At 65.5% G+C, this 21595-nt stretch carries 17 protein-coding genes and 1 tRNA gene; 10 read left to right on the forward strand and 8 right to left on the reverse strand.

What is annotated here, in order from left to right; genetic code table 11:
* Window positions 1-24 precede the first annotated feature (24 nt).
* The 6 genes from IL252_RS00305 (at window position 25) to IL252_RS00330 (ending at window position 9696) form a co-directional block, all read left to right on the forward strand.
* Window positions 25-1257, forward strand: a complete 1233-nt coding sequence (locus tag IL252_RS00305) for an ABC transporter substrate-binding protein (protein ID WP_279634265.1) — start codon at window positions 25-27, stop codon at window positions 1255-1257.
* Entirely contained in the window at window positions 1254-3683 is a 2430-nt protein-coding gene (locus IL252_RS00310) for a methyl-accepting chemotaxis protein (RefSeq protein ID WP_208625754.1), read from the forward strand. Before IL252_RS00305 ends, IL252_RS00310 begins: the two co-directional genes overlap by 4 nt.
* 78 nt (window positions 3684-3761) lie before the next feature.
* On the forward strand, window positions 3762-6581 hold the full coding sequence (locus tag IL252_RS00315) for a DEAD/DEAH box helicase (protein WP_208625755.1): 2820 nt from the start codon (window positions 3762-3764) through the stop codon (window positions 6579-6581).
* 76 nt (window positions 6582-6657) lie between these two features.
* The gene (locus IL252_RS00320; RefSeq protein ID WP_208625756.1) at window positions 6658-8772 is read left to right on the forward strand and encodes a pentapeptide repeat-containing protein; all 2115 of its coding nucleotides are present in this window, start codon (window positions 6658-6660) and stop codon (window positions 8770-8772) included.
* Between the two features lie 58 nt (window positions 8773-8830).
* Entirely contained in the window at window positions 8831-9097 is a 267-nt protein-coding gene (locus IL252_RS00325; protein WP_208625757.1) for a hypothetical protein, read from the forward strand.
* Between the two features lie 2 nt (window positions 9098-9099).
* Complete coding sequence (locus IL252_RS00330; protein ID WP_170094431.1) at window positions 9100-9696, forward strand: hypothetical protein; 597 nt, start codon at window positions 9100-9102, stop codon at window positions 9694-9696.
* Here the strand turns inward: IL252_RS00330 and IL252_RS00335 are convergent, their stop codons facing one another.
* Genes IL252_RS00335 through IL252_RS00345 form a run of 3 tightly spaced genes read right to left on the reverse strand, consistent with a single transcriptional unit; the run spans window position 9697 to window position 12446 of the window.
* Entirely contained in the window at window positions 9697-10164 is a 468-nt protein-coding gene (locus IL252_RS00335) for a DUF2617 family protein (protein WP_170094432.1), read from the reverse strand. It lies immediately after the preceding gene.
* A complete protein-coding gene (locus IL252_RS00340; RefSeq protein ID WP_208625758.1) occupies window positions 10161-11756 on the reverse strand; it encodes a spermidine synthase in 1596 nt (531 codons plus the stop codon). The genes IL252_RS00335 and IL252_RS00340 overlap by 4 nt, the downstream gene beginning before the upstream one ends.
* Window positions 11757-11759: 3 nt before the next feature.
* A complete protein-coding gene (locus IL252_RS00345) occupies window positions 11760-12446 on the reverse strand; it encodes a hypothetical protein (protein WP_153553539.1) in 687 nt (228 codons plus the stop codon).
* A 135-nt stretch (window positions 12447-12581) separates the two neighbouring features.
* Between IL252_RS00345 and IL252_RS00350 the strand changes: the two genes are divergently transcribed.
* On the forward strand, window positions 12582-14351 hold the full coding sequence (locus IL252_RS00350) for a DNA mismatch repair protein (RefSeq protein WP_208625759.1): 1770 nt from the start codon (window positions 12582-12584) through the stop codon (window positions 14349-14351).
* A gap of 93 nt (window positions 14352-14444) precedes the next feature.
* The gene (locus tag IL252_RS00355) at window positions 14445-14744 is read left to right on the forward strand and encodes a hypothetical protein (protein WP_208625761.1); all 300 of its coding nucleotides are present in this window, start codon (window positions 14445-14447) and stop codon (window positions 14742-14744) included.
* A gap of 79 nt (window positions 14745-14823) precedes the next feature.
* On the opposite strand, the gene IL252_RS00360 is transcribed toward IL252_RS00355, so the two are convergent.
* Window positions 14824-15132 (reverse strand): hypothetical protein, encoded by a 309-nt coding sequence (locus IL252_RS00360; RefSeq protein ID WP_208625762.1) that lies wholly within the window; start codon window positions 15130-15132, stop codon window positions 14824-14826.
* A gap of 778 nt (window positions 15133-15910) precedes the next feature.
* Between IL252_RS00360 and IL252_RS00365 the strand changes: the two genes are divergently transcribed.
* Window positions 15911-16960: a halocyanin domain-containing protein gene (locus tag IL252_RS00365; RefSeq protein ID WP_208625764.1), complete on the forward strand. Its 1050-nt coding sequence runs from the start codon at window positions 15911-15913 to the stop codon at window positions 16958-16960.
* Between the two features lie 66 nt (window positions 16961-17026).
* A complete protein-coding gene (locus tag IL252_RS00370) occupies window positions 17027-18286 on the forward strand; it encodes an HAD family hydrolase (protein WP_208625766.1) in 1260 nt (419 codons plus the stop codon).
* A gap of 24 nt (window positions 18287-18310) precedes the next feature.
* Here IL252_RS00370 and IL252_RS00375 read toward each other — a convergent pair whose 3' ends face one another.
* The 4 genes from IL252_RS00375 to IL252_RS00390 form a co-directional block, all read right to left on the reverse strand.
* Window positions 18311-18610: a hypothetical protein gene (locus IL252_RS00375; RefSeq protein ID WP_170094439.1), complete on the reverse strand. Its 300-nt coding sequence runs from the start codon at window positions 18608-18610 to the stop codon at window positions 18311-18313.
* Between the two features lie 55 nt (window positions 18611-18665).
* Window positions 18666-19709: a zinc-dependent alcohol dehydrogenase family protein gene (locus IL252_RS00380; RefSeq protein ID WP_208625768.1), complete on the reverse strand. Its 1044-nt coding sequence runs from the start codon at window positions 19707-19709 to the stop codon at window positions 18666-18668.
* Window positions 19710-20131: 422 nt separating this feature from the next.
* A tRNA-Glu gene (locus IL252_RS00385) sits at window positions 20132-20206 on the reverse strand.
* A gap of 89 nt (window positions 20207-20295) precedes the next feature.
* Window positions 20296-21462, reverse strand: a complete 1167-nt coding sequence (locus tag IL252_RS00390; protein ID WP_208625769.1) for a hypothetical protein — start codon at window positions 21460-21462, stop codon at window positions 20296-20298.
* Between the last annotated feature and the right edge of the window lie 133 nt (window positions 21463-21595).

Here is a 21595-nt window from a genome sequence, read left to right on the forward strand (position 1 = left end):
ACCAAAAAATATTTCTATCATACCATGCGTACAAGGCGCGACGCACTCAAAACGGCCGTCGGTACCGCGGCGGTTGGCCTCTCTTCGGGCTGCTTGGGTACTCTCAGCGGCAGTGACCAGACTGTCTCGTTCGGGGCCGTGTATCCTCTCAGTGGACCCCTGGAACAGGTGGGGACACACGGCAAGCGGGCGACCGAGCAGGCGGTTCGAGACATCAACGCTGCAGGCGGTATCAACGGACGCAAGATCGAACTGACGGCGATCGACAGCGAGGCGACCGTCGAGACCGCGGTCGAGGGATACCGCGAGTTCGCCGAGAGCGGCGGCGTCGGACTCGTCGGCGGACTCGTCAGTGACGTGTCGATCGCACTCTCACAGGAAGTCGCCGACGACGAGATCATGGAGGTCAGTCCAGCCAGTACGGCACCGCAGCTGACGACCGCCGGGCGGGCCAGCGATCGGAAGTACTTCGGGCGGACCGTTCCCAGTGACGGGCTCCAGGCGGCGGCGATGGCGAAAGTCGTCGACGACTCACTGTACATCGGTGCCGACTCCGTCGCGCTGTTGAGCATCGACAACTCGTTCGGGGCCGGGCTCGCGGAGGCACAGCGGTCGCTGCTTGACGCCGAGATCGTCGCCGACGTGCGCTACGACTCCGAAGCCGATTCGTTCGACGGGACGCTCGATACCGTCTTCGAGAACGACCCGGATGCGGTCGCATTCACGAGCGTCTCGGGACAGGAACGGGGCATTCTCGACGCGTACAGCCAGCGAGACGAAGACGTTCCGTGGGTATTCTCCGCGGGTATGTTCGGCGGCGACGTGCCGTCGTACTACGAAGGGTTCTACAGCGCGTCGCTGTCCTCGTCACGGACGGACGCGTACTTCGATCTGGTGCGCCGGCTCTCGGACATCGATTCACTCGCAGCGTTCGCCGCCAACGGCTACGACGCGATGTTCCTGATGGCTGCCGCCGCACAGCAGGCGGGCGAGACGACCGGCCCCGCGATCGCCGACACGATCCGGTCGGTCTCTGGGGGGACGGGCCACACCGTCTCTGTCGGTGACTTCGACAAAGTGCGCTCGCTGACGGACGCGGGACGCGAGCTGAACTATCAGGGCGCGTCGGGCGGCGTCGACCTGACCGAGAATCTCGAACCGCTGAGTTCGTACCTCATCCAGCAGGTCGACGGCGGCGTCGTGGAGTCCCTGGAGTTGCTCCAACGGGGCTTCTTCGAATCGGAGGGCCAGCGATGAGCTGGGGGAGCAAGCGGCTCGTCAGCTCGATCGAGCGGTCCCTCCCGGACGTGATCAGACGACGGTACGCCGCGAAGTTCGGCGTCCTGTTGCTCGGCGTCGTCCTCGTCCTCGCGGCCGGTGGGGGGCTCGTCATTCTGGAGACCGAGTCGCTCGTCGAGAGCCAGACCGAAGACCAGATCCGCGGCGTCGCCGAGTCACAGGCCGCGTCGATCTCCGAGTGGTCCTCGACCAAGCAGTCGACGGCGTCGTTCCTCGCCGACTCGCTGTCGGATCGGTCCGGCGAGAGCGCAGCCGACAACCAGCGATGGCTCGAACAGAAGCTCATCGGGCTCCCCGGTGACGTTCGCTCGCTCCACTACGTCGACGCCGCGGAGGGCTCCGTCGTCGCGAGCACCGACGACGGCCTCCAGGGCACGTCGTTGAGCGCCGTCGAAGCACCGTGGACCGACGGCAGCGGCGCGATCGTCGCCTCGGGGCCGACCTCGACCTCCGAGCCGTACGAGAGCGGCAGCGAGCCGGTCATCGCGTTCGTCCAGCCGGTGCCCGGAAACGACCAGTACGTGGTGCTGACCGCGTCGCTCGAAGCGCGATCCCACGAGTTCACCTCGCCGTTCGCCACCGGCGACGTGAAGGTCGTCAGCCAGGACGGGCGGATCGTCCTGGACAACCGAAAGGGATCGCTCCTCGAACAGTACGAGACGACCGACGGCTCGACGGAGACCGCCGTCGAGTCGGCACTCGGCGGTGAGACCGGGTACAGACAGGTCTCGGCCCGAACCGGCATGGACGAGGGTCAGTACGTCATGGCGTACACGCCGATCACCGGCACGGAGTGGGTCCTCCTCTATCACGTGCCCGCGAACCGCGCGTTCGCGCTCCAGTCGGCCGTCTCCGAGAACATCGGACTCCTGCTTGCGCTTGCGGTCGGCGCGCTGTTCGTCGTGGGTGCGACGATCGGCCGGGGGACCGCCCGTTCGCTCGCCCACGTGGCCGAGAGCGCGGAGGACATCGCTGCGGGCGACATCAACAGCTCGATCCCCGAGACCGACCGCATCGACGAGATGGGACAGCTGTACGACGCCTTCGCCGCGATGCAGTCGTACCTGACGACCGCCGCCGACCAGGCCGACGCGATCTCGGAGAAGCGGTTCGACGACCCCGCGCTCGACGAGGAGATCCCCGGCGAGTTCGGCGCGGCGCTGGAGAAGATGAGCGTCGACATCCAGGAGCTGATCGCCAACATCGAGGAGGCCAAAGACGAGGCAGAGTCCGCACAGGCGGAGGCCGAGTCGATGGCGACCGCCCTCGAAGCGAAGGCCGAACAGTTCAGCGACGTGATGGACAGTGCCGCGGCCGGCGACCTCACCCAGCGGATGGACACCGACAGCGACTACGACGCGATGGTCGACATCGCGGAGAGCTTCAACGAGATGGTCTCGGAGCTCGAACGGACCGTCGTCCGCATCGAGGAGTTCGCTGGCACCGTCGACTCCTCGACGGAGTCGATCTCCGCGAGCGCACAGGAGGTCAAGTCCGCGAGCGAACAGGTCAGTCGGTCCGTCCAGCAGATCGCGGAGGGCGCAGACCGTCAGAACGACCACATCCAGCAGGTCAGCGGGGAGATGACGGATCTCTCGGCGACCGTCGAGGAGATCACGTCCTCGACCGACGAGGTCGCCTCGAAGTCCCAGCGCGCAGCCGAAACCGGCGCTGAGGGACGCGAATACGGGCAGCTGGCCGCAGACGAGATCGAAGCGATCGACGAGACGGCGACCGAGGCCGTCGAGCAGGTCGAGTCCCTCGCCTCGGAGATGGAGCGGATCGGCGAGGTCGTCACGCTGATCGACGACATCGCCGACCAGACGAACATGCTGGCGCTGAACGCCTCCATCGAGGCCAACCGAGCCGGCGAAGCCGGCGAAGGGTTCGCTGTCGTGGCCCGCGAGATCAAGGCACTGGCCGAGGAGACCCAGGACGCGACCAACGACATCGCGTCGCTGATCGAGAACATCCAGTCTCGGACGGACGACACCGTCGACGACATCCGCGAGATGGGCGACCGCGTCGACAACGGCAAGGAGACCGTCGAAAACGCCACGGAGGCCCTCTCGGAGATCGTCACGCAGGTCGAAGACGCCAACTCCGGGATCCAGGCGATCAGTGACGCGACCGACGAACAGGCGGCCTCCATGGAGGAGGTCGTCTCGATGGCCGAGGAGGTCGGCTCGATCAGCGAGGAGACCTCTTCCGAGTCGGAGAACGTCGCGGCGTCGGCCGAGGAACAGGCCGCGTCGATCTCGGAAGTCACGAGCAGCATCCAGTCGCTGTCGAGCCAGGCGAGTGACCTGAAGGAACTCGTCAACCAGTTCGACACCGACGCCGAAAGCACCACCGGCGAAGTGTCGGCCGCGTCGGACGACTGAACAGTCCGCACCCGAGTCGGGCCGTTGCGGACCGGCGCTGTCCGCATCTTTAACCTCGTCCAGCCGTTAGCAGTGGCGATGAGTGAGACGGGCGCTGACGCGTTCACTGCACTCGGCGGGTCGGTCCGTTCGGCGCTGTCCGAGCGGGGCTTTACGACGCCGACGGAGCCCCAGCGAAAGGCGATTCCGCCGCTGGCGGCGGGCCACGACGCGCTCGTCGTCGCGCCGACGGGGACCGGGAAGACGGAAACGGCCATGCTCCCCGTCTTCGACGCGCTGGCCGACGAGGACCGCTTCGGCATCGGAGCGCTCTACATCACGCCCCTCCGGGCGTTGAACCGCGACATGCGCGAGCGACTCGACTGGTGGGGCGACACGCTCGACCTCGAAATCGACGTGCGCCACGGCGACACGACCGACTACCAGCGACAGCAGCAGGCCGACGATCCGCCCGACGTGCTCGTGACGACGCCGGAGACGCTCCAGGCGATGTTGACCGGATCGAAGCTCCGGACCGCACTGGAAGCCGTCGAGCACGTCGTCGTCGACGAGGTCCACGAACTCGCGGCCGCCAAGCGCGGCGCACAGCTGACCGTCGGGCTGGAACGACTGCGCGAGGTGTCGGGCCCCTTCCAGCGGATCGGGCTCTCGGCGACCGTCGGCGATCCCGAGGCCGTCGGACGCTTTCTCACCGGCGACCGTGGCTGTCGGATCGTCGAGGTCGACGTCGGGAGCCGTCTGGACGTGTCTGTGGTCCGGCCGACGGTCACCGACGACGACGAGCGACTGGCCAGCGAACTCGTCACCGACCCCGAGGTCGCCAGCCACGTCCGCCGGATCGACGAACTGATCGCGGCCCACGACTCCGTCCTGGTGTTCGTCAACACGCGTCAGACGGCGGAGGCGCTGGGCTCGCGGTTCAAAGAACTCGGCACGAACCTCGGGGTCCATCACGGCTCACTGGCCAAGGAGACGCGGATCGACGTGGAAGACCGCTTCAAAGAGGGCGATCTCGACGCCCTGCTCTGTACCTCGTCCATGGAGCTCGGGATCGACGTCGGCCACGTCGACCACGTGGTCCAGTACGGCAGCCCCCGACAGGTCGCTCGCCTCCTCCAGCGCGTCGGCCGGGCAGGCCACCGCCGGGACCTGCTGTCTTCGGGAACCGTCGTCACCACCCACCCCGACGACACGCTGGAGGCGCTGGCGATCACGCGACAGGCTCTCGACGGCGAGGTCGAGCCCGCCGAGATCCACGACGGCAGCCTCGACACCGTAGCCAATCAGGTACCCGGCATCGTCATGGACGTCGGCGAGATCCGCGCCATGGAAGCCTACGAGATCGTCACGCGGGCCTATCCCTTCCGGGATCTGACCGTCGACGAGTTCCGGGAGGTGGTTCGCGAACTCGGCGAGAATCGCGTCATCTGGATCGACGAGGACCACGATCGACTGGAGAAGCGACGAGGGACCTGGCAGTACTTCTATCAGAACCTCTCGATGATCCCCGACGAGGCGACCTACGACGTCGAAGACGTGGCCTCGGGCGACCAGATCGGCACCCTCGACGAGCAGTTCGTCGTCAACTTCGCGAACCCCGGCGAGGTGTTCATCCAGCGCGGGGAGATGTGGCGGATCACGAACGTCGACGAGGACGAGGAAGTCGTCACGGTCTCGCCGATCGAGGACCCGGCCGGCGAGGTGCCGTCGTGGGTCGGCCAGGAGATTCCGGTCCCACAGGCGGTCGCCCGCGAGTTCGGCGAACTCCGACGCGTCGCCGGCAGACAGCTTCAGGACGGCGCTGGAGCCGACGCCGTGGCTCGTGACCTCACGCGGCGCTACGAGGGCGATCCGGCCACCGTCGAGAGCGGGCTCGAACAGCTCCGAGACCACGAGGCTCCCATCCCCGACGACGAGACGATCGTCGTCGAGATGCACGGCCGCGAGGTCGTCGTCAACGCCTGTCTGGGCCACCAGGTCAACGAGACGCTGGGCCGACTGCTCTCGTCGCTGGTGGGCCAGCGAGCCGGCGCGACCGTCGCGATGGAAGTCGATCCCTACCGGATCGAACTCGAACTGCCCAGCGGCGTCAGCGGCGGCGACGTGATCGACGTGCTGGAGACGACCGATCCCGAGCACGTCCGCCACATCATCGAGCTGAGCCTGAAAAACGCCGACGCCCTGAAGTTCAAGCTCGCACAGGTCGCGGCGAAGTTCGGCACGCTCAAGCGCTGGCAGGGCTCCGGATCGGGCCGGTTCGGGCGCGATCGACTGCTGGCCGCCCTCGAAGACACGCCGATCTACGACGAGGCCGTCCGCGAGGTGTTCCACGAGGACCTGGCCGTGGAAGCGACCCAGACGGTCCTGTCGGCGATTCAGTCTGGCTCGATCACCGTCGAGACCGTCGGCGACCGCACGCCGATCGGCCTCGGCGGCCGTTCCTCGGGTCGGGAACTGCTCTCGCCGGAACACGCCGACGCCAGCGTCATCCAGACCGTCAGGGAGCGCATCCAGAACGACCGAGTGCTCCTGTTCTGTCTCCACTGCCGGGACTGGCGGCGCAAACAGCAGGTCGGTCGCGTCCGCGACCAGCCCGACTGTCCCGACTGTGGGTCGACGCGCATCGCCGCACTCAATCCGTGGGCCGAGGAGGTGATCTCGGCGGTGCGAGCCGCGGACAAAGACGAGGAACAGGAGAAGATGACCGAACGGGCCTACCGGTCGGCGTCGCTGGTCCAGAGCCACGGCAAGCAGGCGGTGATCGCGCTGGCCGCACGCGGTGTCGGCCCCTACAACGCCGCTCGCATCATCAACAAACTCCGCGAGGACGAAGACGAGTTCTACCGGGACATCCTCCAGCAGGAACGCGAGTACGCACGGACGCAGTCGTTCTGGTGAGGGCACTTGCACACACGATCTGCTCGGTGGCTGGAGATTGGGTAGCTTTTTGTTCGTCAGTTGATCACGATGGATCATGCCAGAGACTGCGGTATCGGAATCCAGAGCGCTCCTCGAACGGTCGCCCGACGAGCGCGAGGCACTCGATATCGGCGACGACGAACTCGTCGACGCTCTGTTCTCGGTGATCGAGCACGGGAGTCAGGCCGAGAAAGTAATCTCTGACTGTACGTTACCGGCACTAAACCTCGACTTCAGAACGATCGAGAGCGACAACAACCATCCGGTCGTCTTCAGGAACTGTACGTTCGAAGGGGCGGTTAGCGCTGTCGACGCCGACGTGACCGTGCCGATCAGCTTCGAGAACTGTGACATCGGCGGTCTCGAACTCTCTGGAGCCCGCTTCGAGTTCGATCTGTCACTGTCCGGGTCGACCGTGAGCGGTGACGTAGACGCCTTCGAAGCGCGGTTCGACGACCAGTTCGACGTGACGGGATCGACGTTTACTGGCCCCGTTACACTACAGGAAGCACACTTCGGCAACGACGCGGACTTCGAACGGGCCAGCTTCGAGGAGTCGGTCTCGTTCGAAACCGCCTCGTTCAGTGGTGCATCGAACGAACTCGGAGACAATGCCAGTTTCGAGGATGCGACCTTCGAGGCGGAGGTCGACTTCCGTCAGGCAGCGTTTACGTACGCAGACTTTGCAGACGTATCCGTCGCCGGTCGTGTCAGATTCGAAGAGACGACGTTTACCGGCGACGTGGCGTTTACCCGTGCGACCTTCCAGAGCGAAGCGGACTTCGACGAGGTCGATTTCGGTGGCGATGTCGACTTCGAGTCGGTCACTTTCCAGGGCACTGCGGTGTTTCGCGGAGCGGAGTTCGAGGGCGGTGCCCGTTCACTCGAAGAGGACGCGACGTTCTCGCAAGCGGTGTTCGACGACGAACTGAACGCCTGTGACGCGCACTTTCGAGACGGGCTGTTCGACGGTATCACGGTGAACGGCCGTGCGACGTTCGAAGGTATCCGCTTCGACGGCGACGCTTCCTTCGAAGCTGCGACGTTCGCCGACGAGGTCGACTTCGACGAGGCCCGGTTTTACGGCGACGTGAGCTTCCAGCAGGTGTCGTTCGACGGCGTCGCCATATTTCGCGGAGCGGAGTTTCGGGGTGCCGACAATCACCTCGATGAGGACGCCTCGTTCGACGCAGCGACCTTCGGCGCGCGGGCGGGTTTCGAGGACGCCGTCTTCAGCTCCGGATCGTTCGTCGACACCCGCTTCGCTGCCGAGACCACCTTCCGCGGTGCAAAGTTCGATCGCGCCGTCTTCCACGTCGTTCCGATCACGAACGAAAGCTACGTCGACTTCACCCGCGCGATCATCAAGGACGGAGAGATCCGTCAGCCAGAGGGAGGCTGGGTTCGTTACGATCTGACGAACGCGAGTCTGGGCTCCGTGTCGTTGCGTGCAACCACCGAGAGCGACCACCGACAGCTCCTCGACTACTTCCGTTTCTGCAACACGGAGTTCAACGAGTTCGACGGCTACGACTTCGACTTCTCGGCTCACACGGACTACCTGGATCGAAACGACTGGTCGCTCCACGAGTTCGACGAGAACTTCGCCGACGTGACGTTCGCGCTGCCGATGACCCCCGAGAACGTCGAGCGTACCTATCTCAAAGCCAAGACGGCAGCCTCCAGTGCTGGCCAGATGAAGGCTGCTGGCGAGTTCCGGGTCAGACGCCAGCAGTTCGCCCGGAAGAAGTACGTCGGCATCGCCAGAGACGGGACGACCGATCTCGTGACGCGGGCGAAAAACGCCAGTCGCGCCGTGGAGAACGCGTTCCTCGGCGTCACCTGCGGTCACGGAATGCGATTGGGGCGGATCGTCGCGGTCTTCGCGCTCTTCCCGTTGTTCCCAGCGATGCTGTACGCCTTCGGTGGATCAGCGTTCTCGACGACGATCCCACCGATTTCTGGTGCCCCAAGTCTGTTCTCTCCCGAGGGACTGTCGATCCTCTATCGGAATATCCACTTTAGCTACATCACGTTTCTCACTATCGGCTACGGTTACATCGGCCCGGAGGGTGCCGCCGCGAGAGCGATGGCCGGGATGGAAGTGTACGTCAACGTCATCCTCTCGGGGCTGGTGTTGTACTGTCTGATCAAACGCTCAGAGATATAGGGTCCCCGGAGTGCGCTACGGGAAAAGACCTTTTCGAGTCCTCGCCGAACGCTCGATCATGACGGAACGAGTGAGCGGAGAAGACGTGATCGTCGAACACGCAACCGAGGATGTCGTCGTCGAGTCGGCCGAAGATGTACACGTAGACGCCGGTCGCATCGAGGGGAAACTGGTCATCGAGTCGGCCCAGGACGTGATCGTCGAGAACAGCAGCGAGGTCCACGTCGAACAATCCGAAGACGTGACCCTCGATTCCGGAACGGTAGAAGGCGACGTCAACGTCGACAACGCACAGGACGTGTCCGAGGACGACAGTTTCCTCTGAAGATGGGCGGGAACTCCGAGCTACGGGTCGTCGGCACGCGCAAATCCCGGTCACTGGGGGAAGTAGGGGGCACGATCTCCGTCGAGAGCGAGCGCGGATCGGTCGAGTTCACTGCGACCGACGACGTCGTCCTGACTGTCGGCGGCGAACGGAACTCGGTCACGGCACACGGAAGCGGTAGCACCGTCCGTCTCAGTATCGACGGCGACCGGAACAGCGTCTCGATCGCCCGGTCGCTCGACCTGGAGATCCACGACGACGAAGGCGTGGCGAACTCGATCGATCGTCACGGCGAGGAACAGAGCGGCCCCGAACTCGTGCGAACCGACCGAGCGGAGGCCTACGCAGATCTCGGGTTGTTCGACTATACGATGGTGTCCTACCAGACCAACGCCACCGAGCGAGAGTTCTGTCACAACTGCGGCCGCGACGCCGAGACGATCGTCCGACGACACGAAGAGACGGTACTCGCCGTGTTCGGGTTCACCGTCACGCTCGGGGAACGAACGGGGTCGGACGAGTGTCCCGAGTGTACACCCCACGTCCCCGACGAAGACGTGGAACTCACTGAAGCAGAGCGACGCGAGATCTTCCGCTGATCATCCCGTTTCGGGCCGTCCCCCGAGTCGCTCGAACAGGGTTTCGGTAAAGACGGCACAGTCGTGTTCCGGATACGTGTGCCACGTCTCGTAGCCACTGTCGACCGCGTCGACGGCGGTTACTGCACGGTCCGAAAAGTCGTAGCGCAGATCGAACGATCGCGTGGTCGGGAAGCGCTCGATCGGGTCGACGCGGATCTCCGTCGTACACGCGACCCGTTCAGTTTCGTACGAGACGCAGCGAGCGTCTCGTCGGCGAAGGTCGATCGTTCGACTCCCAGTGACGGTTCGCTCGTCGCAGGACGCGATCTCTGCGAACCCGAGCGACTGGGCACGAACGCAGTGAGAGCTACCGATGACGGCAGCGGCGAAATCGACGCCGTCGACGGTCACTGTCGTCTCCTCGTAGACGTTCAGCCGGTCCGGATCTGTGAGTTCGTATCCAAAGTGAAGCAGTTCGTGGTTCATACGTAGCCGATGACGATGTCGTAGTTGGGATCGAAGATGCTGTTTGGCTCGACACCCCGATATCGATCGATCGCGCGCCACTCTCGGCGTTCGTAGGCAGACTGCACTCGTTCCGTTCGAGCGTTTCGTGCTGTTTCGAGTGTCAGTTTCTCGCTCGGACTCGGGGAGAGCAAGTAGAACTGTTCTCCACGCTCTAACTGTCCGTCCCGATCGAAGTCGCCGTATGTGCTGTAGTCGACGTAGCCACGAAAGCCGGCCTCGCGGACAGTGTTGGCGTAGGCCATGTGGTGGTTCGCAAACTTGTGCCGGGAGTACACCCACGTCGCCACCATCCCGTCGTCGGTCACGTGTTGTCGTAACTGCGTGTAAAATTCCGTCGAGTACAGCGGTAGTGCGTCGTCGGAACGCGCACCTGGCAAGTCCAGCAAGATCAGGTCGTACTGTCGATCGGTCGAGCGGAGGTACGTTCGAGCGTCTGCGACGTGTGTCGTCAGTCGGTCGTACTCGTAGGCGTCGTTGTGGTACTGCTCGAAGAACGGGTGGTCTCTCGTGTAGTTCATGAACTCCCCGTCGATGTCGACGTGGTCGACGGTGACACCGTACTCTCGGAGGTGATCAACGGCGATCCAGTCACCGCCACCGATCAACAGGACGCGCGTCTCGGACCCGTTCTCGAACTGGGACATCGGCACGTCGACCAGTCCCTCGTGGTAAGAATCGACCCACCGGTCACAGAGCTGGACGGCCATATCGAGCCGTAAACACGTATCAGTGCCAGGCACGTCAGTGAGCTGTCGCTCGTACAGAACGGCGTCCTGATACTTGGTGGTGTGGCGTTCGGTCACGTCGACCGACGCCGTGCTGGGCGGATACTCGCTCTCGATCGCCCCCTCGACGTAGAAGTCGGTCAGCGAGTCCTCGACTTGCTGCTCGTTCGCCAGCACACCGGCGTACGTACCGGTAAGGAGGAGACCGACCAGCAGTAGTGCCTTGCTGCTCTCGGTGAAACGTACTGCAAACGACAGTGCCGCGACGGCGTTGAGCAGGCCCAGAACGACGATCGCGGTGATCAGACCCATCGAGGGGTAGAGGAAGAGTGCGTAGACCACCGTCCCGACGAGGCTTCCGAAGTAGTCGACGCCCAGCACCTCGCTGAACGCCGAGCGCTCGCTGGTCACCATCGAGGACAGGAACGGAATCTCCAGTCCAGAAAGCACGCCGACTGCGATAATCGGCAGGTGAGAGGCGACGAGAACAGCGGTGTCTTTCGCCGGAAAGCGAACGTCTGGAACGCTGTTGAGCAGGATCATCACCAGTAGTCCCAGCGGTCCGACGACGGCCAGCAGCACCTCGATCCTGAAGAAGTTCGTCTCCGCTTCGCCGACGTAGTTGTACAGGAAGGCACCGACGCCCAGCGAGAACAGGTACAGGCCGATCGTGATCGAGTATCGTAGGACTGTTCCGCCAAAGAGGACTCGCAGCATCTCCGAGTAGATCAGTTCGTAGACGATGCTACAGAAGGCAACGACCAGCGTCAGGCCGAGCAGGAGCACTCGATCGGACCGCAGTGACGAACGGAACTGTGAGAGCACGCGTTACAGGCGCGGTGAAACTTTCCACGGGTTCTCGATCTGGTAGCCCGTCCCCTCTTCGGTGACCTCGAAGTCGATCGCTTCCCAGCCGAAGTCGTGTGTTCCCTGTTCGGCTTCGAGTTTGGACCCGACACGGAACCATCCGGGGCGAACGTTCTCGTAGGTCAGGGTCTGTTTGCTGGGATCGGACCAGGTTTCGTCCCAGTCGACGGGACCCGGTCCTGGTGGATCGTCGGAGTACTGATCGTCGGACCCGAGATACGCGAGCCCCACTCGCCGGTGAGCGGCCTGGTACTGCTCGATCTCGTCACGGTGGTCTTCGCGCCACTCGTCGTCGTCGTCGTCTCCATGGTAGATCGCCCGACCGTGATGACCGTGCGGTGCCGCCGCGTATCCCCCAGCACCGCGTCCCGTCGCACCGCCACCTCGTCCACCGCCTTTCTGTCCTCGTGCCGTCCCGACTATCGAGCGTCCACTGCCCGCGATGTCGAGACTCGCTTCTACATCTGCTCGTGACTCGACAACTGGCTCCTCGACCAGCGGTACTTCTAACGTCCCGGAGCTGACTCGCAGCTCGTCGAAGACGTCCGATTCTCTGGGAGGGGTCGACGTGGAGCCGCTACAGCCCGCGAGGGAACCAATTCCGGCGAGGCCAAAGACACTCGCGCGGACGAACGATCGTCGGCGCATATTTCACGCACTATCTGTTTGGGACAATGAAAGTTGCGAAAGTCACGCACCACGCGCAAAGCGGTGTGACGGCCGGCAGACGGTGGGACCTGCTCGGCAGAAACGACTAAACCCGGCCCCCGACAGGGGACACACATGCGACTGGAGGAATACTGGGGTATCGGGCCGAAGACGAGCGCGCTGCTCTCGTCGGAACTGGGCGTCGACCGCGCGGTTGCGGCCATCGAATCCGCCGACACCCGCGAACTGACGAAGGCGGGGCTCTCTCGGGGCCGAGCGACGCGCATCCTCAGGCGGGCGACGGGGGCCGAGGCGATGGATCTGCTGGCGACCCGCGACACCCGCGACGTGTACAAGGCGCTGCTGGACCTCGCCGAAGAGCACGCGGTCACGGAGCACGCGGCCGACCGAATCCGAGTGCTGACGCCGCTGCCGGACCGGGCGGCGATGGAAGAGCGACTCTCGTCCGTCCTCGACGCGCGCGACGCGTGGGCCAGCACCGACGAGGCGACGCGCGACGACGTGCTGGCGGCGTTCGACCGCTACGACAGCGTCGACGGGGGCGAGCTGTCTGCCGTCCGGACGGCGCTTGCGCTACAGGAGACCGGCGTCGACGACGGGGTGTTCGAGCCGATCGCGACGCTGGAGGGCGACCGACTCGACGACGCGGCGCGTGCGCTGGCCGGGTTGCGGGGCGACGGCGACCGGGTCGGCGACGGTGCCGACGACCAGCTCGACGGACTGCGAGCCCAGCTCGGACAGGTGGAGGATCTCGTTGCGACCTCGCCGGAGGTCGTCGAGGAACTCCAGTCCGAGGCCCGCCGGCCCGACGAGTTTCGGGACGCGCTGACTCGCTATCTGACCGGCGAGACCGGCGTCGACGCCGCGCGCGTTCGCGACGCGGTTCCGCAGGAGGCCGCCGACGCACGGGACTTCGTCGAGAGCGCGCTCCGGTCGCTCGCCGGCGATCTCCGCAGTGCGGTAGACGAACGCGAAGCGACCGTCGCCGCGACTCTGGAGGAGGATCTCGCGGCCGCCCGCGAGACCGTCGACGCGGCCGTCGAGGCCGTCGACGACGCCGCGCTGTACGTCTCACTGGCACGCTTCGCGCTGGCGTACGACCTCACCCGTCCGACGTTCGTCGCGGACCGGGAGACCATCGCCGTCCGTGGCGCGCGCAACCTCGCGCTACAGGACGCCGGCGACGACGTACAGCCGGTGACCTACGCCGTCGGCGACCACGACCTGCCCGCGGGCCGGGAGCCCCCGACCGGTGACCGGGTCGCCGTCCTGACCGGCGCGAACTCGGGCGGGAAGACGACGCTGCTGGAGACGCTGTGTCAGGTGCAGCTGCTGGCCCAGATGGGGCTGCCCGTGCCGGCCGACGACGCCGAAGTGGGGCTCGTCGACGCGATCGTCTTCCACCGCCGTCACGCGTCGTTCAACGCGGGCGTCCTGGAGTCGACGCTCCGGTCCGTGGTTCCGCCGCTGACCGATGCCGGGCGGACGCTGATGCTGGTCGACGAGTTCGAGGCGATCACGGAACCGGGCAGCGCCGCCAACCTCCTGCACGGACTGGTGACTCTGACCGTCGAGCGCGACGCGCTCGGCGTGTTCGTCACGCACCTCGCGGACGACCTGGAGCCACTCCCCGAGGCCGCACGGACCGACGGGATCTTCGCCGAGGGGCTGTCGCCGGACCTCGATCTCGAAGTCGACTACCAGCCGCGTTTCGAGACGGTCGGCAAGTCGACGCCGGAGTTCATCGTCTCTCGACTGGTCGCCAACGCGGCCGATCCGGTCGAACGCACCGGCTTCGAGACGCTGGCACAGGCCGTCGGCGAGGAGGCGGTCCAGCGAACCCTCTCTGACGCCCGCTGGTCCGAGGGCGACAGCGACGACTGACACTGTCGTCGTCGTTGTTTTATCCGCGATCTCAAGTTCGACGACGATCGACACAGCGGGATATTGACAAGGCAGGGGGCACAACTGTCGGTGATGGCAATCCAAAAGCTGCTGCCGGTAACGTACGCGTGGCTCGTCGTTCAGGGACTGCTGGCGTCGCTCCTGCCCAAGCAGGCGATCGAGCTGAACTCGCGCCTGACGCTCTCGGGGTTCGAGAATCCCGGTGACCTGGAGCCCAAGGCCTGGTACGTCAGAGCGACTCGCGTCGCCGGCGTCGGCATGCTGACCGCCGGCCTCGCCGGTCTGCTGTCGGTGTCTCAGCTGGAGGACGACGACGCCGAGACTGCGGAGTCGACCGACCCGATCGAAGTCGACATCGAACCGGACGACTGACACAGATTACTGTCGTCGTTTTCTCAGATCGATCGACGCCGCCGCGCGATCGGCTGGAAAATTGCGACAACCGCCCGTATCAGGCGTCGTCCGCCAGGACCAGTCCGTCGACGGCGACGACGCCGAAGCCGTCTTCGAGTTTTGCTTCGAGGCCCGACGCGGGATCGGTCTCGTCGACCGTCGCGGTCACCGCCACGTTCACGTCGACGCGGATGTCGGTCCAGGTCGGGTCGACGCCAGTGACACGGTCGATCGTCACCGCGTCGACGGCGTCGACACCGGCGAGTACCGCCGCGGCACCGGTTTCGAGGTCTCCGGACTCACCGCGCGGGACGCGCAGTGAGACGCTGGCCGTTGCATCGACCGTGGGTGTCGCTGTCAGCGACATAGCACTTCGCCGCGAGTCGAACGCGGAGCGGCCGAGGGCCGCCTGGTACCGACCAGCGAAGCGGTGATCCATCCGCCGGCGTCGAGCGCCAGCGATGCCTCTGTCTGGCACCTGCGGTCGTCGACGCCGAACTGCCGGGCACCACGGCGGTGCCACCACGACGCGGCGTCGTGGATTTGAGCGTCTCACCGGGGGTCGAACCCGCCCGTCAGACCGAACGGTGGTCGACGGGAGTCCAGCACTGTGAGACGAGAGCGCGGGTCACGGACAGACGGGACGCCGCCCGTCGTGACCGTGGGGAGTCCAGAACCGTGGCCCGCGCCGGTCGCCTACGCGGCGATCGATGCGGGCCGACGATCCCAGGTGTCCACGCGAGCGCCCAGCGCCACCGGAATAGGGGACCGCAGTGCCCGGATCGCTGCCCCGGGATTTGCGGCGGACTCGCAGCCGGCGAGGCGTGCGAGCGTGGTGGTTGTGAGCGGATTGAGCATTTGGAACACCGTGGGTCGTCGTTCGTGCCACTTCCTACAGGAGGATATATATTAAATCTTTATCACGAATGGCAGGACGTACCACGGGTTGTGGTACCGCATCTAGCGGTACGGAGAGACGGTTGATACTGAGGGTACATAAATAAGTGGGGCGTTCCCGGCGGTTGAAAAGCCGCTGTCCGACTTATGTGTCGGAGACGCTACGGTCGATACATGGCACGAGACGCTCGACACGGAGACTGGGCGACGATCACGAGAGCCGCGTTCGTAGTCGGGGGTGGTGTTCGATGACCGACGCCGACGTGACCCGCCGACGCCTGCTGCAGGGTGCGGCCGGGCTCACCGTCGCGGCCGCCGCCCGTCCCGCAGTTGCGCAGTCCGACGGGCCGGAGTTCGGGGGCTGGTTCGACAACGTGGGCAACTACGACGGCGTGGTCGACGAGACCGGTAGCGGCGAAGTGACGGTCTCTGTCGGCGCAGACGCCAACGGCGGTGCCTTCGGGTTCGGCCCCGCAGCCGTCGAGGTCTCGCCGGGAACGACGGTCGTCTGGGAGTGGACCGGGAGCGGCGGCTCACACAACGTCGTCGCCGAAGACGGCACGTTCGAGAGCGAACTCACGAAAGAGAGCGGCCACACCTTCGAGTACACCTTCGAGGAGACGGGCACCTACAAGTACGCCTGTACGCCCCACCGCTCGATGGGGATGAAGGGTGCCGTCGTGGTCAGCGAGGGCGGCAGCTCTGGGACTGAGACGGCCCAGAGCGAGGAGAGCGGCGGCTCGGAGCCGGAGTTCGGGGGCTGGTTCGACAACGTGGGCAACTACGACGGCGTGGTCGACGAGACCGGCAGCGACGAGGTGACCGTCTCTGTCGGTGCAGACGCCAACGGCGGTGCCTTCGGGTTCGGCCCCGCAGCCGTCGAGGTCTCGCCGGGAACGACGGTCGTCTGGGAGTGGACCGGGAGCGGCGGCTCGCACAACGTCGTCGCAGAGGACGGGACGTTCGAGAGCGAACTCACGAAAGAGAGCGGCCACACCTTCGAGTACACCTTCGAGGAGACGGGCACCTACAAGTACGCCTGTACTCCCCACCGCTCGATGGGGATGAAGGGTGCCGTCGTGGTCTCGGAAGCCAGCGCCGGTGCCAGCGGTGACGGAGGCGGCGAAAGCGGCGGTGGCTCCGGTGGCTCGGGTGGCGACCCGTTCTCACCGGGTGCCAGCGCGCTCGGCATCTCGCTGCTGATCGCGTTCCTCTCCCCGCTCGGACTGGCCGCGTTCCTCCGACGACGCGGAGCGGACGAGTCAGGCTCGGGCGGTCGCCCACGCGCTGGCGACTGATCGCACGACCGGGCGGCCCCCGCGGCCAGCAGCCACCGTTATCTGCTTCCCGCTCGACGCTCGCGTATGAAGCAGTACGACAGACTCTACCGACTCTACGACGACTTCGATACGGCGTCGTTGCGTGCCTATCAGGAGTTCGTCGACCTCTTTCCGCCGGTCGATTCGCGGGTCGCACTGGACCACTGGCAGGACGCCAGCGACGAACTGGACGAGCGAAAGCGCGAGATCCGGGAGGCGTACCCGACGACCGGCGAGCGCTACGCGGCGATCGCGGCGTACCTCGACCGAGACCAGGCCTTCACCGCGCTGGATCTGGCGACCGAGTACGGCCGGCCGATCAACGCGCTCGTGCTTGACGTCGACGAGACGCTGCGCAGTGCCGGGACGACCGACAACGAAATCCCCCGAGAGACGCTCCACTTCCTCCATCTCCTCCACGAGGACGGCATTCCGATCGTCGTCTGTACCGGACAGACCCTGGAGAACGTCAAGGGATTTCTCATCCAGGGGCTCGGCAACGCCTTCGTTCACTCCGGTGACGTGAGCATCGTCTACGAGTCGGGCAACGGCGTGTTCACGCCCCGCCACGGTAGCCAGACCAAGCAGCTGCTGTACGAATCGCTGGACGAATCGATCACGAACGTCTTCGACACCGTGCGCTCGCGGATCCTCGCCGACGCCCCCGACGCCGTCGCGCGAGGCTGTCACCTCCAGGGCAACGAGTTCAACGTCACGCTGAAGCCAAACGCCGAGAACGGCACCCGCAAGGCGGTCGAGATCATCGACGACGGCCTGCTGTACCTGCTCGATCTCCTCGGCGAGACGGTCGCGAGCGAGGTCGACGCCGACGTAGACGAACCCGGCGAGTGGGCGCGGGCGTACTACGCGTCCGACCCCGAGATCCGCGCGGTCATCGAAGACGCGGGCGAGGGACAGGAAGCCAGTCCCGACGAAACGCCGCCCGCCCTCCGGTCGCTGTTCGACCGCATCGACGTGGGGTACTACGAGGGTGACGCCGCGGAGATCGTCAGCCTCGAACTCGACAAGCCGACCGGGGTCCGGGCCGCGTTCGACGTACTCGACATCGACGACCCGTTCGCGCTCGTGATGGGCGACAGCAAGAGCGACCTGCGGGTCATGGAGTGGCTCGAACGAGACGACGCCGGCATCGCCGCCGCGCCGGAACACGCCTCGCGGGACGTGCTCGATCACGTCGTCCGGACGAACGAACTCCTCTTCGACGAGGGCGACGCCGCTGCGGTGCTGGCGGTCGTCTACGGCCTGAACCGGCTCGTCACGAGCCGCGACGACGCGGACGCGTGAGCGCGGCGACAGCCGCCCGGACGGTCAGGACTGGGAGTGAGCGGCCTCGACGTGTGCCAGTGCCTCCTCGGGCGTCATCCCGCGGACGCCACAGGAACACGAGCGCAGCTCCGGATCGGTGAGCTCGTCGACTTCGACCGTCCGAGCGCGCTGAAGCCCCTCGTCCGGGTCGTAGTCGTAGTAGAGCCGGTAGTTCACCTGCGTGACCCCCTCGATGCGATGGTCGGCGTCGGGATCGGGGTTCTCGATCGCGTCCTCGTGTTCGGCCTGCATCTCCGCTTGCCACTGTTCGAGCGTCGCCTCCGGATCGCGGTCGTCGGTCATACCTCGTCCTCGCCGCGACGCCTGAAAAATCTCCGGCCCGTGTCCTCGTTCGCGATCAGGGCTCGACGAGCACTTTGATCGCGTCGCGTTCGTCCATCGCCCGGTAGCCCGCGGCGATCTCCTCCAGCGAGACGGTCTCGGTGAAGATCGGCGACGGATCGAGCGTCCCGCCGAGCACGTCTTCGAGTAGCTCGTCGGCGTACGCTCGCACCGGCGCGACGCCGCCCCGGAGAGCGACGTTGTCTCCGAACATATCGAAGATGGGCACACCGGCGTCGTCGACGCCGTGAGGGACACCAACGTAGCCGACGGTACCGCCCGGCCGACAGACCTCGACGGCCTGCTCCATCGCGCTGGCGGCACCCACGCATTCGAGCACGTGCTCGGCACCGCCGTAGGTCAGTTCGCGCACCCGATCGATGACGTCGGTGTTGTCGCCGCCGAGCACCGTCTCGGTCGCCCCGAACTCGGCGGCCAGCTCCAGCCGATCGGGGTGGTGTCCGACGGCGACGATCCGGGACGCTCCCAGTCGTCGCGCCGCCAGGACACCACAGAGCCCGACAGCACCGTCTCCGACGACCACGCAGGTGTCGCCCGCGTCGACGCCCGCACTGACCGCCGCGTGGTGGCCCGTCCCCATCACGTCGGTCAGCGGGAGCACGGATTCGAGCACGTCCTCGTCGTCGGCGTACCGATCCGGGACGCGGACCAGCGTCCCGTCGGCGTGGGGCGAACGGACGTACTCGCCCTGCGCGCCGCCGTTGTCCCCGCCCCAGCTGTCGCCGTTGACACAGGAGGTGTGGAGTCCGCGACGGCAGTACTCACAGTAGCCACAGCTGACGACGAAGGGCGCGAACACGCGATCACCCGGCCGAACGCTGTCGACGTCGTCGCCGACGGCCTCGACGATCCCCATCGGCTCGTGACCGACGCGTGAACCCGCCTCGCGGTCGCTCTCGCCGCGGTAGAACCAGAGGTCCGAGCCACAGACCGCGGTGTGTGTCACGCGGACGATGGCGTCGCCGGGGGCTTCGATCTCCGGCCGCGGTACGTCCTCGACGCTGATCTCGCCTGGTCCGTCGTAGATGGCAGCACGCATGTGTACTCCCACGGCGACGAGGCCCTAAAGTGGGACGCCTACGCGCTCCCGCACTGATAGTAACAATCGAAACGATTTACACACCGATCGCACGACAGCAGTGCGATCAGGTGTGCATTGCCTTTCATACTGCCGGCTGTCACTTCGTGAAGAGCTTCGCCACCCCGGGGTGGCGAAATAGATCACAGATGTACAGCCGGCAGTATCAATAGCTACGATAGCTCTATGGACTACACTTCCGTGTCGTGTCGTTTCGCAGAAGAGAACTCCTCACGTACGTTCGTCGCAGAATGCTCCGTCAGGGATTCGAACCCGATGCCAGACCTCGCTTCGCTCGGTCTGCTGTGATTCGAATCCCTTCCTTCCGCGCTTCTGTTCGAACCAACATCGTCGCTATCGCTCTGGAGTTGGTTCGAGAGAAGTGCTCCGTCAGGGATTCGAACCCTGGTCCTTGCCGTGAGAGGGCAAGATGATTGGCCGGACTACACCAACGGAGCGCACCTCAACGTATCGGGGAGATACGTATAATGGTTGCGTTTTGGCACCGCCCTGTGTGGGTTACGCATGCAAGCACGCCCCCTCGCCGTCACTCTTCGTCGTCGAACGGCGAGCCGGCGGCGTCGGGTTCGTGGCCGGCGAGGCTGATGATGTTCTCGCGGCCGACGCGGAGCTTGCTGATCTCACCGTCCTCTTCCATGTCCGAGAGGAGCATGCTGACTTTGGACTTCGACCAGTCGGTCTCCTCGACGATGTTGACCTGCTTCATGCGCCCGCCGTTCGATTCGAGGAGCTTGACGACGCGGTCGCTGTCCGAGAGCAGTTCCTTGTCGGGGATCGGCGTCTGGCTGTCCGTCGCCGAAGCGGTTGTCTCCGAGTCGCTGTCGGTGTCGCTGGCGGTGCTCGCGGTGTCGCCGGGCAGCGAGACCGAACCGTTCCGGTACGCGATCGCGCTGCCGACGCCGAGCACCAGGATGACGACCCCGACGATCCAGACCATCGGGTTGTCGGTCCCGCTCGGGAGCGGTGCCGTCGTCTGCGGGCTCTGCGTGTCGTCCTCGGCACCAGAACCGCCAGCGGCGGTCGTCGCGGCAGAACGCGGTTCGAGTTCGAGGTACGGTCGCTGCTGTGCGAACTGCTGTTCGCCCTCCCAGGTGACGCTCTGGCTCTGTGTCAGCGAGTCGGGCTGGGTCTGTGAGGTCGGCGCGGGGTCGACAGTGGCGAACTGGAGCCCCTCACCGCTGACGAACACGATCGACTGGTCCGGCCCGATGTAGAAGTTCTCGCCGAACACGTCGCCGACGACGACCCGCACTCCGTCGGTCCGGGCGAAGTGCGTCCAGGTGAACGACAGTGCGATCGTCCCGCGGTCGTCGAAACTCGCCGTGACGTTCGTGTAGGCGTTGCGGTCGAACGACTTCGCTGCCATCGGCCGACCGGTGGCGTTGCGGCCGATCGCGGTCAGCGCCTCGGAGCGGCTGACGAAGTTCCGGTACAGATCCGTCTCCTCGCTCTCGAAGCGCTCGCCGAAGTCCCGAAACTGCCGTTTCTCGGAGTCGTTGGCCAACCGACGGTGGTGCTGGATCGACCAGCGCGCAGAGCCGTTCTCGGTGACCGTGATCTCGAACGTCGTCTGGTCGAATCCGTCGGGCTGGACCAACAGGCCACTCGACCTCGTCTCCTGGGCAGTCGTGACGGCGGCCCCGCTCACGAGCGCGGCCACGAGCAGACACCCGAGGAGGACCTGACGATGCATCTGTCATATACCACCTGAGGACAGAATAAAAACGCTGTGTTGCGCCGAACGCTCGCCCCGACGAGAGCGGAGATTCCGGTCTCGTACGGATGAGCCCCTTCGTGTGGGTGTTCGCTACCTTGCGACGGCGAAA

It is taken from the genome of Halomicrobium sp. IBSBa, from assembly GCF_017612575.1.
Classification (GTDB): Archaea; Halobacteriota; Halobacteria; order Halobacteriales; family Haloarculaceae; genus Halomicrobium.